The sequence below is a fragment of the Pseudomonas sp. S3_B08 genome (assembly GCF_054667725.1).
This window is the reverse complement of record NZ_CP162750.1, coordinates 2701477-2714608: the sequence shown is the minus strand read 5'-3', so window position 1 is coordinate 2714608 and position 13132 is coordinate 2701477. Positions and strand designations below refer to the sequence as shown.

Genomic DNA, 13132 nt, shown 5'->3' with positions numbered 1-13132 from the left:
GTGACCAGAGGGAGGGAGGTTTTTTGCCTGTTTGCGCGCCTTCGCGAGCAGGCTCGCTCCCACAGGGGACCGCGTGGATGCGGATGTTTCGGTTGATCTTGGCCGAGGTGGGAGACCCTCGGGGTGGTGGCCATTTTTCAGTTGTTGCTACCGGGTCGGTCAAGGAAAACCCTCCGGTACTGCTGGTAGAAACTCAATACCTCGAATGGGCTGACCATGCTGAATAATCACAATGAGCCTCTTGTTGATGCGCAATTTAAGGTGATTAGAAGAGCGGGTGATGTAGAGCCGTTCCCAAGCGGAAAAATTACCTATGTCGCACCGTTGCCACTGCCCACACCGATGCCCCCTTATGGTCCACATATCGGTGAACTCAATGATGTTTACATGGACTTCGGATTAGGCCAGCCGCAAGTTTTTATGTGGCAAATGACGTTGGGCGGTCCTTTCAGTCTTGCTTTCTGGTTCGTCTGTCTGACACCTGTGGCAGGAGGCATTCTTGGGCTGGCATCCGGAGACGGGTGGGAAAGTTGGACCTACGTACAAGAGATTTTTCGAGAGTCCAAAATACTTGGCTTAGAGGTTTTATTTCTCACTCTAACAATCAGTCTAGGCGTCTGGCACCACCACCACAAAAAACGCCTCTACCTCATCCCAACCCGCTTCAACCGTCAACGCCGCGAAGTCTGCTTCATGCCCGAAGGCGCCACCGAACCTGTCTTTGTCCCGTGGGAATCGCTGTCTGCCTGGATCATCGAAGCCAAGGGCGCCACCCAGTTCGGCATCCATCGCCAATACGGCATGGGCATCGGTTTCTACCAAGGTGAAACCCTCATAAGCCAGGAATTCCAATGCGCCGGCCTGGAGCTTGCGATCAGTCATTGGGAGGCGATTCGCGGTTACATGGAGTACGAAGTCAACGACCTCAAATCAATTCAGGATTTGCAGGATCTGCAAGGCCCGGACGACCCGCCCCACGAAGGCCTGCACACTTTTCGTAACGCCCGCGCGCGGATGCACCAGCAGATCCGTGAAGGCCGCCGCTCGCGGTTGTCGGGATTTTTTTGGTACCTGTATCACGTTATGACTTTATGGACGGTTCCCAACCGTTTGGTCGAATGGGAAGTGCGCCGTCTGGAAAGAATCGGCAAGCAGGCGCTGCCGGAAGTCATGCGCGAATGGTCTGAGCCGCTGCCGAAAGAGCAATGGGCCAAGCCCAGTGAAGAGTTGCTGCGGCTGAGCGAACAAGTGCGGCGGATGCACAAGCGCCAGCCGCATCGGCCGATTACGCAGATTTTCGCTGAGGTTTGCAGGCGGGGCTGACTGGACGGTGCAGGCAGGTTCGATTGCCTTCGCGAGCGGGCTCGCTCCCACAGGAGACCACGCTACAAATGTGGGAGCGAGCCTGCTCGCGAAGGGGCCGCTCGGTCAGCACAAAAATCTGCGCTCTCGCGCTCTGCTAGAATCCGCCCCATTCATTACCAGAGACTCTCCCATGAGCGAGCCGATTCGTCTGACCCAATACAGCCATGGCGCCGGTTGTGGCTGCAAGATTTCCCCGCAGGTGCTGGAAGTGATCCTCGCCGGCAGCGGCGCACAGAACCTTGATCCAAAACTCTGGGTCGGCAACGCATCGCGCGATGACGCGGCGGTGTATGCGATCGATGCCGAGCGCGGTGTGGTGTCGACCACCGATTTCTTCATGCCGATTGTCGATGACCCGTTCGACTTCGGCCGCATCGCCGCAACCAATGCGATCAGCGATATCTATGCGATGGGCGGCGATCCGTTGATGGCGATCGCGATCCTCGGTTGGCCGGTGAATGTGCTGGCGCCGGAGGTGGCGCGGGAAGTGATTCGTGGCGGTCGCTCGGTGTGCGACGCGGCGGGCATTCCGTTGGCGGGGGGGCATTCGATCGATGCGCCGGAGCCGATCTTCGGCCTCGCCGTCACCGGGCTTGTGGAAAAGCGCCACATGAAACGCAACGACACCGCCACCGCCGGTTGCCTGTTGTACCTGACCAAACCGCTGGGCATCGGCATCCTCACCACCGCGGAAAAGAAGGGCAAGTTGCGCGCCGCCGACGTCGGTGTCGCCCGCGACTGGATGTGCACCCTGAACAAGCCTGGCAGCCGTTTCGGCAAACTCGCCGGCGTTACCGCGATGACTGACGTCACCGGTTTCGGCCTGCTCGGGCATCTGGTGGAAATGGCCGACGGCAGCCAGTTGACCGCGCGCATCGCCTATGACCGCGTGCCGCGTCTGGACAGCGTCGAGTACTACCTCGATCAGGGCTGCGTGCCGGGCGGTACGCTGCGCAACTTTGACAGCTATTCGAGCAAGGTTGGCCGCGTGCAGGAACTGCACAAACGCGTGCTGTGCGATCCGCAGACCAGCGGCGGTCTGCTGATTGCGGTCACGCCTGAAGGCAATGACGAGTTCCTCGGCGTTGCCGCCGAACTGGGCCTGAACCTTGCGCCGATCGGCGAACTGGTTGAGCGACAGACGAACGCGGTCGAGGTGATTTGATGCTCCGCGACTGCACCGACTACCGCGACATTTTCCTCAACGACCGGCCAATGATGGATGTCCGCGCGCCGGTTGAATTTTCCCACGGCGCGTTCCCGGGTGTGATCAATCTGCCGCTGATGAACGACCGTGAGCGCGAACAGGTCGGCACCTGTTACAAACAGCACGGGCAGCAAGCCGCGATTGCACTGGGTGAGCGGCTGGTGTCGGCCGAGGTTCGGGAGGCACGCATTCAGGGCTGGGTCGAATTCGCCCGTAACCACCCCGACGGCTATCTCTATTGTTTCCGCGGTGGCCTGCGCTCACAGATCGTCCAGCAATGGATCAAGGACGAGGGTGGCATCGATTACCCGCGTGTGGGCGGTGGCTACAAGGCCATGCGCACGTTCCTCCTGGAAACCGTCGATCAGGCTGTGGCCGAATGCGATCTGGTTCTGCTCGGTGGCATGACCGGTACTGGCAAGACCGAAGTGCTGGTGCAGTTGAGCAATGGTCTGGATCTGGAAGGCCATGCCAATCACCGCGGTTCGAGTTTCGGCAAGCGCGCCACCGGGCAACCGGGCAACATCGATTTCGAAAATCACCTGGCTGTCGATGTGCTGAAAAAGCGCGCCCGCGGGATCGGGCAATTTGTCCTGGAAGATGAGAGTCGGGTGGTCGGCAGCTGTGCCTTGCCGTTGCCGCTGTACCGGGGCATGCAAGCGGCACCGCTGGTCTGGCTTGAAGACAGCCTCGAGAATCGGGTAGAGCGAATCCTGCAGGATTACGTGATTGACCTGCACGCCGAGTTCGTCGCCTTGCATGGCGAGCAGGTGGGTTTCGCCCTATATGCCGAGCGATTGATTGCCAGCCTGAACAATATTCAGCGTCGCCTGGGTGGCGAGCGCTATCAACGACTGTACGGTCAGATGGAGGCTGCACTGGCCGAACAGGCCCTTAGCGGTTCGGTCGAGTTGTTTCGCGATTGGACAAGCGTGTTGCTGCGCGAGTACTACGACCCGATGTATGTATTCCAGCGCGAGAAGAAGGGCGGGCGGATCGAGTTTGCCGGGGAGCGTCAGGCGGTGATCGAGTATTTGCGCGAGCGGGTGAGCCAGAAGGCTTGAGGTGCAAGCAACTGGCCTCTTCGCGAGCAGGCTCGCTCCCACAGTTGAAATGCGTTCCCCTGTGGGAGCGAGCCTGCTCGCGAAGACGCAAGATCGGGCGATACAAAACTCAGGTCGGGCAAGTGTCCTTGCCGTTATCCAGCCCCTGTTTGTAGACATGGCTCTGCAAACTGGCCTTGCCGTTGTGCCACTTCAGGGTCAGCACATACAGCGAATCGAAGTCATCGCCGGCCCAGTCATCGGTGATGTTCTGTCGCTCGCCCACTGCGTTGCCGGCGACCTTGTTGATCAGATCCGGCAGATAACCGTGGGACCAGGCGGTGTAGATCGTCGAGTTGTGATACTTCTCGTCCAGCAGCTCGCGGGCCAGATCGCTGGTGTCGTTGGCGGAGAACTCGATGTTCACCGGCAGGCCGAGCTTGATCGCGGCCGGGCTGATGGTCATCAGCGGACGAATGTAGCTGTAGGAATTGTCCAGCTCGCCTTCCTCGACGTTGCGCGTCGGGTTGGCGGCGAACACGTAATCGGCCTTGCCGAATTTTTCCGGCAGCAGCGTCGACAGGTCGATAGCGCGGTTCAGGCCCTGGCAGTTGAGCTGGCCGAGGCCGCCTTCGGGTTTTTCCGCATGGCGCAGGAACACCAGCGTCTGTGTGCCGTCCGCCGGTTGGGCGCGGCTTTCGCTGGATTCGAGGGACAGAAAAAGCGCGCTGACTGCCAGCAGGGAGGGCAGGGCCACGTACGCGCGATGTTTGAAACGTTTGGCGAAACTCATCAGGTTCGTCATCAATTCGAGGGTTCTTCAGCAAAATCGGTTAAGGCTGACAAACCTTTGCACCGCGGGCTCCCAGCACCGGGTGTTTCCCTGTCATAAACAGCTTCCTCTGCGAGAAAGGCATAACTCAGAGTCCTGTAATGCCCGTTTGGTTCGATCCGGGCCAGTGCGCAGCACTCTAACGGCAACCTTTGCGGGCATGCAGGCAGGTTAGCGACAGGATGTTACGGTTCGTGTAGGCGCAGCGGCAGGCCTACTTTATGATCGGTTTTCAATTTGTGACTGGATGCTTCCAATGACCGATCTGTCTGCATTCCCGATTACTCAGAAATGGCCGGCGCAGTACCCGGACTGGATTCAGCTCTACTCCCTGCCGACTCCCAACGGCGTCAAAGTGTCGATCATGCTCGAAGAGATCGGCCTGCCGTACGAGCCGCACCGCGTCGGTTTCGACACCAACGACCAGACCTCGGCGGAATTTCTCTCGCTGAACCCGAACAACAAGATCCCGGCGATCCTTGACCCACATGGCCCTGAAGATAAACCGCTGCCGCTGTTCGAATCCGGCGCGATCCTGATTTATCTGGCCGACAAGAGCGGTCAGTTGCTCGCTCAGGAAGGCGCGCTGCGCTACGAGACCATCCAATGGCTGATGTGGCAGATGGGCGGCATTGGCCCGATGTTCGGCCAGCTCGGTTTCTTCAACAAATTTGCCGGTAAGGATTACGAGGACAAGCGTCCACGCGATCGGTATGTCGAGGAGAGCAAACGCCTGCTGAATGTGCTCAACACTCGCCTCGAAGGCCGCGACTGGATCATGGGCGAGCGCTACACCATCGCCGACATCGCCACGTTCCCGTGGGTGCGCAATCTGCTCGGGTTTTATGAGGCCGGGGATCTGGTCGGGATTGAGAGTTTCCCCAATGTCACACGGGTGCTGGAGCGGTTTCTGGCTCGCCCGGCGGTCATTCGTGGCCTGACCATCCCGTCCTGACCCGACACAGTCGCCTCTGTGGGAGCGAGCCTGCTCGCGAAAGCGTCGTATCAGACACCATTTTCGTGTCTGACCCAGCGCATTCGCGAGCAGGCTCGCTCCCACAGGGGCAAATGCGCGATCAGCAGCAGGATTATTACAAGCCCGGTAACGCTCTCTTGATTGATCCAGGTTTGTCCCGCACCCGCCGCAAGGCATAAGCTTCGCCCCTACGACTTTCGTCTCATCCGCTGTTTTCAGGAAAGGCCCCATGTCCAGTCAGTTCCCCGAAGCACGTCCCCGCCGTCTGCGCCGCAATGCGAGCCTGCGCAGTCTGTTCCAGGAAACCGAGTTCAGCCTGAACGATCTGGTCCTGCCAATCTTCGTCGAGGAAGACATCGACGACTTCGTGCCGATCACCAGCATGCCCGGCGTGCAGCGCATTCCCGAGCGCAAACTGGCCAGCGAAATCGAGCGCTATGCCCGTGCCGGCATCAAGTCGGTGATGACTTTTGGCGTGTCCCATCATCTCGATGCCAACGGCAGCGACACCTGGCGCGAAGACGGGCTGGTGTCGCGCATGTCGCGCATTGCCAAGGACGCCGTGCCGGAAATGATCGTGATGTCCGACACCTGTTTTTGCGAGTACACCGATCACGGCCATTGCGGCGTGATGCACAACCACGAAGTCGATAACGACCAGACTCTGATCAACCTCGGCATGCAAGCCGTGGCCGCCGCCCGCGCCGGGGCTGACGTGATTGCGCCGTCGGCGGCGATGGACGGCCAAGTGCGCGCGATTCGCCAGGCGCTCGACGCTGCCGGCTTCACGCAGATTCCGATCATGGCTTATTCGACCAAATTCGCCTCGGCGCTGTACGGTCCGTTCCGCGAGGCTGGCGGCAGCGCGCTCAAGGGCGATCGCAAAAGCTATCAGATGAACCCGATGAACCGCCGCGAAGCCCTGCGCGAATCGCTGCTCGATGAACAGGAAGGCGCCGATGCGCTGATGGTCAAACCGGCCGGCGCCTACCTCGACATCATCCGCGACATCCGCCAGGCCTCGAACCTGCCACTGGCGGCGTATCAGGTCAGCGGCGAGTACGCGATGATCAAGTTCGGCGCCCAGGCTGGGGCGATCGATGAGGATCGCGTGGTCCGCGAAAGCCTTGGCGCGATCAAGCGTGCCGGGGCGGATCTGATCTTCACTTACTTTGCGATGGATCTGGCGTTGGCGGGGATCTGAGAAAGGAATCGCAACTTGCAGCATTGCCTGTATGGAATGGTTGCTCCTTGTAGGCAGAGGCGTCAGGTTGCGATCGTCTCCATGATTCGATTTTTATCAGAAAAGAGCTTTGCTGAGTTTGACACCTAGCGACGCAGTGACATACAGCGTTGAAGCACCAGTTTTGTGTTCGACTGGATCGAAATCAGCTTTGATTACTCCACTGAAACGAGTTTTATTTTCAGAAATCGTTAGATGCAAGATTGATTGATTGGGCGATGCGTACGTCCAACCTGCATGATTTGCAAAGTAGAATGCGGCGTACTGGTAGTAGGTCGAAGGTATTTCATATGTTCCATCTTCCAGATCGCTGAAAATTTGAAATATAAAAGACCTGTCGTTGGCCTCCGTTCTCCCTCGGAACTCATATTTTACCCGCTGGGTTGAACGCAACTCGATCAAAGCAGCATTTAAAGGTTGGTGGTCGGCGACTTCGAACAGTGCGTTTAATGTTCCAGTGACCTCTATGTCTTGCACTTGTTCTGCGGTGGACAGTTCCATCTTGATTGCTCCTTGAAAACGGTGAGCAATGATTAGAGGTGGCGCTGCGCAATGCGTCCACTGTCAGAGTTGACAGGTGTTCAGGTCTTTCCGACGAATGGCTGGCCAACAAAGTGTGAAGGTCACTGAAAAGGCCGGATGCCGTGATCGAGGAAGTAGCGTTCGATCACCTTCGGATCGGCGCTGCTATCGGCAATCGCCACATAGGTATCCGGCCGCAACAGATAAAATCCGTTGCGCCCCAATCCCGCCGTTTCAAACGCCGGGCGCCAGTCGAAGACGTGCAGCGGCAAGTGGTGTTCGGCGCACCAGGCGATCATCTCGTCGCTGGTGTCGCCGTACACATGCACCTGCCAGCACGGCTGCCGTAGCGGCTCGAAATTATCTCCTTCGCCATCATGCGCCCACGGCAAGCGGTCGCCGCCGTGCACGTGGCCGGCTTCACCCTGGCTCAGTGGCATGCCGCGATAGTTGAGGGTGACTTGCGAGACCGTGCGAAACAGGAATTCGCGGCTGGCTTCGAACCCGGCCATTTTCGGCAGCAGAAACGGCGCCACACGCATCCGTAGCAGATCGGCCATGCGACCCTGCGCGGTGACGAAACTGAAGACCTTGTCGGTGGTGGAGACCAGTCGGCGAGCGAAGGCGATGCGCTCGGTTTCGTAGGTGTCGAGCAGTTTCGGTTCGGCACCACCGCTGAGCACGGCGGCGAGCTTCCAGGCCAGATTGATTGCATCGCCAATGCCCGTGTTCATGCCCTGGCCACCGGCCGGACTGTGTACATGGGCGGCATCGCCGAGCAGAAACGCCCGGCCGTTGCGAAAGTGCTCGGCCACGCGGTGATGCACGCGGTAGGTGGAGAACCAGTGCACGTCTTCGATATGCACTTTCAGGTGTTCGATGGCGCGGCTGCTGACGTCGGCAAATTGCAGGGTTTCGGCACGCTCGGCGCGTTCGTCACGCACCGTGCCGATCAGTCGCGCGCGGCCTTCGCCGGCCAGTGGAAACACCGCGAGAAAATCCGCTTGGTCCAGGTCCAGATGCAACTCGCCATTGAGCGCCGGGCCGCTGGCCGTGATATCGGCGACGTAGAAAATCTGCTGATAGGTGCCGCCGGGGAAGTCGGTGTCGAGGGCTTTGCGCACCACCGAACGGGCGCCGTCGCAACCGGCCAGATAACAGGCCTGACAGACTTCCTGCCGGCCATCGGGCAGGCGCAGGTGGGCGGTGAGGGTGTCGCCGGTTTCCTCGAAGCTGTCCAGTGCGGTATTGCGCTCCACACTGACGCCGTAATCTTCGAGGCGCTCGAGCAACAGCCGTTCGTGCTCGTCCTGCGGGAAAATCTCGACAAACGCGTAGGGCGTCAGGCCTTCGCCGATGCGCTTGAGGGGCAACTGCGCGACCGGTTTGCCGTTGACCCAGAAATTCGCCGCAGCGACCTGATGGCCGCGACGCACGATGGTGTCGGCGAGGTCGAGTTGGCGATACAGCTCGAGGGTGCGTGCCTGCACGGCCAGAGCGCGGGAAGTGGTGCCTGGCGCCGAGGTCTTGTCGATGATGCGCACGCGCACGCCGAGTTTGCTCAGCCACAGCGCCAGGACCAGACCGGTCGGGCCGGCGCCGATGATCAGCACGTCGCTGCGGTTCATGGGGCTGTCCTCCTGTGGCTGTGCAGCAAGTATGGATCAGGTCGCCAGTTCCGGCCTCTTCGCGAGCAGGCTCGCTCCCACAGGGGACGCATTCCAGTGTGGGAGCGAGCCTGCTCGCGAAGCGTCCGGTCAAGCACCACAAAAACCAGAAAGGCCCCGCAACCGTGAAGCTGCGGGGCCTTTTCTGCGACGCAATGACGCTTAGAAGTCGATCGTCCCCGACAACTTCGCCACTCGCGGTTCGCCCTGGGTCAGGTAGCCGCCCTGAGCCGATTCCCAGTACTTCTTGTTCGCCACGTTTTCAACACCGAACCGCACGGTCACATCCTTCTCCGACACCTTGAACGCATAACGCGCGCCCGCATCGAAGCGGTTCCACGTTGGCAGGCTGAGGTTGTTCGCCGCGTCGGCGTATTGCCCGCCGGTGCGCAGCATCCGCGCGTTCAGCGCAACGCCTTGCAGGCCCGGCACGTCCCAGTCCACGCCAGCGTTGAACTGGAAGGTCGGCACGCCGATGGCGTGGTTACCGTCGTTGGCGCCGTTGAGGGTGTTCTTCAGTTCGGTGTCCATCAGGGTCAGGCCGCTGATCAGGCGCAGGCCGTCGATCGGCTCGCCGAACACGTTCATCTCCACGCCTTTGTTGATCTGCTCGCCTTCGCGCACGTAGGTGCAGGTGGTGGCGCTGTTGATTTCGCAGTAGCCGTCGCTTGGCTGTTCGATGCGATAAACACCGAGGCTCGCGCCATAGGTGCCCATGTCGACTTTCACGCCCAGTTCGGTCTGCTTGGAGCGTTTCGGTGCGTAGACTTCGTTGCCGTTGGTGACACGGAAACCGCCGGAGCTGGTCGGCGAAGTCGGCCCTTGGGCCAGGCCTTCGATATGGTTGGCGTAGAACGACACATGCTCCCACGGCTTGAACACGATGCCGTACACCGGCGTGGTGATCGATTCGTCGTAGCTCGACGAACGCGGGCCGCTGCCGTAGCTGGCGTAGCTGTAACCCTGCACCACCAGTTGCTGACGACGCAGACCGGCGGTGACCAGCAGGCGATCGTCGAAGAACCCGAGGGTGTCGGAAATCGCCACGCTGCGGTTGAAGGTCTTGCCGACGATGCCCGGATCGTTGAGATCGCCGCCAGAGAAGTTGCCGACCGGTGCCGGCGGGGTGATCGGGTGATAGATGTTGTTGGAGTAGCGGGTCAGGTCGAAGTCATAGGCACTGCGCTGCTCGGCCCAGATCCCGGTCAGGCCGAAATTCAGCTTGTGGCTGACCGGGCCGGTGTTGAATTTGCCGTTGAGGCCGGCCATCACGCTGGTGTTGTCCTCATCGTGGGGGACGAACGAGCCGGTGGTGAACGAGGCGCCGCTGTTGCCGACCAGCGTGGTCGAGTTATAGCGCCCGACTTCACGGGTGTGCTTGGCGCCACCGGCGGCGTAAGCGGTCCAGTTGTCGTTGAGGTCGTACTCGGCGCGGAGCATGCCGAAGGTGTCTTCGATGTCGGTGTAGCCCCATTTCGGCGCGTAGTTGGTGTCCGCCGATGGCGCATCCGGGATGTGCGTGGCGGTGCCGAGGTTGACCGAGCTGCGGCCGCCGTTGACGCGTTCCTTCTGATAGGCGAAGTCACCGGAAACCCGTAGCGCATCGCCGCGATAATCCAGACCGATGGCGAACAGTTTCGAGCGCTGGTTCTCGTGATCGATGCCGGTGTCGCCCTCGCGTTGCGACAGGTTGACCCGCGCACCGAAGCGGTTGTCTTCACCGAAACGCTGGCCGATGTCGAAGTGATGACCGATGCGGCCTTCGCTGTTGATGTCGGTGGTGTAACGACGCAGCGGCACGTCGCCGGCCCGCTTGGGTTGCAGGTTGACGCCGCCGCCGATGCCGGAACCGGTCGGGGTCACGCCGTTGATGAAAGCGTTGGGGCCTTTGAACACTTCCACGCGCTCCAGCGCATCGGTGGAAATGATCTGCCGGGGCAATACGCCGTACAGGCCGTTATAGGAAATGTCGTCGCCATTGAGCGGCAGGCCGCGAATCATGAAGACCTGCGCCTGGTTGGAGAAGCCCGAGGCCTGGCGCACGGAAGAATCGTTGAGCAGTACATCGGCGACGTTTTCCGCCTGCTGATCCTGGATCAATTGCTCGGTGTAGGACGCGGCGCTGAAGGGCACGTCCATCATGTCCTGATTGCCGAGCACGCCCAACTGGCCGCCGCGAGCCACCTGACCGCCAGCGTAGACCGGGGGCAGGGCGTTGGGCGCAGGGGCCTGGGCATTGACGTTGACGTCGTCGAGCATCAGCGCTTTGCTGTTGTCTTCAGCGGCGTGGGCGGTAACGGTCAGGGAGCACAGCAGGGCAAGCAAAGTCGGGCGAAATGGAGCGCCGAGTCGAGCTGAAGCGGGCATGTCGGATACCTGGAGGCGAGCGGCCAAAGAAAAATAAGGGCGGCGCGGAACTCCTTGCGCTAATGCGACTCCAGGCGCGAATGATAGGGTTTCGCAGTAACGTTTTGCAATCAGTTTGTCATCAGCGTGTAGGAGCTGCCGAAGGCTGCGATCTTTTGATTTTGATCTTGATCTGATCTGCAAAAAGCAAGATCAAAAGATCGCAGCCTGCGGCAGCTCCTACGGGGGTTGTGTATGGTGTTGTGGCGAATTTGATTGGATGGAGCACCATGCGATTACTCATTACTCTCGGCGCCGTGCTACTGCTCGCCGGTTGCGCCAGCCAGCGCAGCAACGAACCGGCGCCGCGTCCGCCGGCTGAAGTGAAGGCGGAAATCGTTCGGCTGTTGCCGGCAAAAACTGCCGACCGTCAGGGTTGGGCCACGGACATCTACGCCGCGTTCGCCGCACAGGGCATCAACACCACCACGCAGAATCTGTGTTCGGTACTGGCCGTGGCCGAGCAGGAATCGACGTTCCAGGCCGACCCGACGGTGCCCGGCCTGGGCAAGATCGCCCGCGACGAAATCGACCGCCGCGCCGCCAAGGTGCACATCCCCAGCCTGCTGGTCAGCGGCGCTTTGCAAGTGCGCTCGCCCAACGGCAAGACCTACAGCGAACGCCTGAATGCGGCGCGCAGTGAAAAAGAGCTGAGCGCGATATTCGACGACTTCATCGGAATGGTGCCGATGGGCCGTACGCTGTTCGGCGGCTTCAACCCGGTGCACACCGGCGGGCCGATGCAGGTCAGCATCGAATTCGCCGAGGAGCACGCCAAGGATTACCCGTACCCGGTGGACGGCACGATTCGTCGTGAAGTGTTCAGCCGGCGCGGCGGCATGTATTTCGGCATCGCCCATTTGCTCGGTTACCCGGTGAATTACCGCGAGCCGTTGTATCGTTTCGCCGATTTCAACGCCGGCTGGTACGCCAGTCGCAATGCCGCGTTTCAAAATGCGGTCAGCCGCGCGTCCGGCATTCCGCTGACTCTGGACGGCGATCTGATTCGCTACGACTCGATCATGCCCGGCAGTACCGAACTGGCGGTGCGCACCCTTGGCAAGTCGCTGGGCATGCGCAACCCGACGATTCGCGATCAATTGGAGAAAGGCAAAAACCTGGAATTCGAAGAGACCAGACTCTATCAGCGCGTGTTCGAACTGGCGGAGCGGGCCGAAGGCAAGGCGTTACCGCGCGCGGTATTGCCGGGGATTGTGCTGCAGAGTCCGAAGATCACCCGCAAACTCACCACAGCCTGGTTCGCCAAACGCGTGGACGAGCGTTACAAGCGCTGCATGGCCAAGGCCGGATAAAACACGCAGACATAAAAAACCCGGCTGCGGGAGCCGGGTTTCTCTGCGGTGTTGCGCTTGCAGTCATGCATCAGGCAACACGGCGTTCGATCAGACGATCCGAGCCACCTTCGGCAACGCGGCGTTCGATCAGACGATCCGAGCCACCTTCGGCAACGCGGCGTTCGATCAGACGATCCGAACCACCTTCAGCAACGCGGCGTTCGATCAGACGATCAGAGCCACCTTCGGCAACGCGGCGTTCGATCAGACGATCCGAACCGCCTTCGGCAACGCGGCGTTCGATCAGACGATCCGAACCACCTTCGGCAACGCGGCGTTCGATCAGACGATCCGAGCCGCCTTCGGCAACGCGGCGTTCGATCAGACGATCCGAACCGCCTTCAGCCAGACGGCTTTCGATCAGTTTGTCCGAGCCGCCTTCGGCGATCATGGTGTGCGCCGGGGTGGCGGCGAAAGCGTTAACTGCGAAAACCGAGAAAGCAATGCTGAGAAGAGTCTGGCGTTTCATGATGGTGTGCTCCGGGGTGTTGTTGGTTGGTATGGAGCTGATGTTAC

At 60.3% G+C, this 13132-nt stretch carries 11 protein-coding genes; 6 read left to right on the top strand and 5 right to left on the bottom strand.

Annotated elements, in window-relative coordinates; all coding sequences use genetic code 11:
* The first annotated feature begins 216 nt into the window (after positions 1-216).
* From AB4N73_RS12255 to mnmH, 3 genes are all read left to right on the top strand, one after another.
* Complete coding sequence (locus AB4N73_RS12255) at positions 217-1323, top strand: hypothetical protein (protein WP_460143505.1); 1107 nt, start codon at positions 217-219, stop codon at positions 1321-1323.
* Between the two features lie 172 nt (positions 1324-1495).
* Positions 1496-2530 (top strand): selenide, water dikinase SelD, encoded by a 1035-nt coding sequence (gene selD, locus AB4N73_RS12250; protein WP_024013506.1) that lies wholly within the window; start codon positions 1496-1498, stop codon positions 2528-2530.
* Positions 2530-3636, top strand: a complete 1107-nt coding sequence (mnmH, locus tag AB4N73_RS12245) for a tRNA 2-selenouridine(34) synthase MnmH (protein ID WP_460143504.1) — start codon at positions 2530-2532, stop codon at positions 3634-3636. The genes selD and mnmH overlap by 1 nt, the downstream gene beginning before the upstream one ends.
* Positions 3637-3745: 109 nt before the next feature.
* Here mnmH and AB4N73_RS12240 read toward each other — a convergent pair whose 3' ends face one another.
* Positions 3746-4420, bottom strand: a complete 675-nt coding sequence (locus tag AB4N73_RS12240) for a histidine phosphatase family protein (protein WP_375122420.1) — start codon at positions 4418-4420, stop codon at positions 3746-3748.
* A gap of 283 nt (positions 4421-4703) precedes the next feature.
* On the opposite strand from AB4N73_RS12240, the gene AB4N73_RS12235 reads away from it, so the two are divergent.
* Both AB4N73_RS12235 and hemB read left to right on the top strand, forming a co-directional pair.
* A complete protein-coding gene (locus AB4N73_RS12235; protein WP_236169571.1) occupies positions 4704-5402 on the top strand; it encodes a glutathione binding-like protein in 699 nt (232 codons plus the stop codon).
* 250 nt (positions 5403-5652) lie between these two features.
* Complete coding sequence (gene hemB, locus AB4N73_RS12230) at positions 5653-6627, top strand: porphobilinogen synthase (protein WP_460143503.1); 975 nt, start codon at positions 5653-5655, stop codon at positions 6625-6627.
* Positions 6628-6723: 96 nt separating this feature from the next.
* Here hemB and AB4N73_RS12225 read toward each other — a convergent pair whose 3' ends face one another.
* From AB4N73_RS12225 to AB4N73_RS12215, 3 genes are all read right to left on the bottom strand, one after another.
* On the bottom strand, positions 6724-7167 hold the full coding sequence (locus AB4N73_RS12225) for a hypothetical protein (RefSeq protein ID WP_252867917.1): 444 nt from the start codon (positions 7165-7167) through the stop codon (positions 6724-6726).
* Between the two features lie 122 nt (positions 7168-7289).
* Positions 7290-8816, bottom strand: a complete 1527-nt coding sequence (locus AB4N73_RS12220) for an FAD-dependent oxidoreductase (RefSeq protein ID WP_460143502.1) — start codon at positions 8814-8816, stop codon at positions 7290-7292.
* 201 nt (positions 8817-9017) lie between these two features.
* Positions 9018-11222, bottom strand: a complete 2205-nt coding sequence (locus AB4N73_RS12215) for a TonB-dependent receptor (RefSeq protein WP_460143501.1) — start codon at positions 11220-11222, stop codon at positions 9018-9020.
* Positions 11223-11491: 269 nt separating this feature from the next.
* Here AB4N73_RS12215 and AB4N73_RS12210 point away from each other — a divergent pair, with 269 nt between their 5' ends.
* Entirely contained in the window at positions 11492-12574 is a 1083-nt protein-coding gene (locus tag AB4N73_RS12210; RefSeq protein ID WP_460143500.1) for a DUF1615 domain-containing protein, read from the top strand.
* Positions 12575-12644: 70 nt separating this feature from the next.
* Here the strand turns inward: AB4N73_RS12210 and AB4N73_RS12205 are convergent, their stop codons facing one another.
* A complete protein-coding gene (locus AB4N73_RS12205; protein ID WP_071172976.1) occupies positions 12645-13085 on the bottom strand; it encodes a phage infection protein in 441 nt (146 codons plus the stop codon).
* Positions 13086-13132 lie beyond the last annotated feature (47 nt).

What these genes read in the sequence shown, in the direction of transcription:
- AB4N73_RS12255 (WP_460143505.1), top strand. Translation starts at nt 217, where the DNA reads ATGCTGAATAATCACAATGAGCCTCTTGTTGATGCGCAATTTAAGGTG.
- selD (WP_024013506.1), top strand. Translation starts at nt 1,496, where the DNA reads ATGAGCGAGCCGATTCGTCTGACCCAATACAGCCATGGCGCCGGTTGT.
- mnmH (WP_460143504.1), top strand. Translation starts at nt 2,530, where the DNA reads ATGCTCCGCGACTGCACCGACTACCGCGACATTTTCCTCAACGACCGG.
- AB4N73_RS12240 (WP_375122420.1), bottom strand. Translation starts at nt 4,420, where the DNA reads ATGACGAACCTGATGAGTTTCGCCAAACGTTTCAAACATCGCGCGTAC.
- AB4N73_RS12235 (WP_236169571.1), top strand. Translation starts at nt 4,704, where the DNA reads ATGACCGATCTGTCTGCATTCCCGATTACTCAGAAATGGCCGGCGCAG.
- hemB (WP_460143503.1), top strand. Translation starts at nt 5,653, where the DNA reads ATGTCCAGTCAGTTCCCCGAAGCACGTCCCCGCCGTCTGCGCCGCAAT.
- AB4N73_RS12225 (WP_252867917.1), bottom strand. Translation starts at nt 7,167, where the DNA reads ATGGAACTGTCCACCGCAGAACAAGTGCAAGACATAGAGGTCACTGGA.
- AB4N73_RS12220 (WP_460143502.1), bottom strand. Translation starts at nt 8,816, where the DNA reads ATGAACCGCAGCGACGTGCTGATCATCGGCGCCGGCCCGACCGGTCTG.
- AB4N73_RS12215 (WP_460143501.1), bottom strand. Translation starts at nt 11,222, where the DNA reads ATGCCCGCTTCAGCTCGACTCGGCGCTCCATTTCGCCCGACTTTGCTT.
- AB4N73_RS12210 (WP_460143500.1), top strand. Translation starts at nt 11,492, where the DNA reads ATGCGATTACTCATTACTCTCGGCGCCGTGCTACTGCTCGCCGGTTGC.
- AB4N73_RS12205 (WP_071172976.1), bottom strand. Translation starts at nt 13,085, where the DNA reads ATGAAACGCCAGACTCTTCTCAGCATTGCTTTCTCGGTTTTCGCAGTT.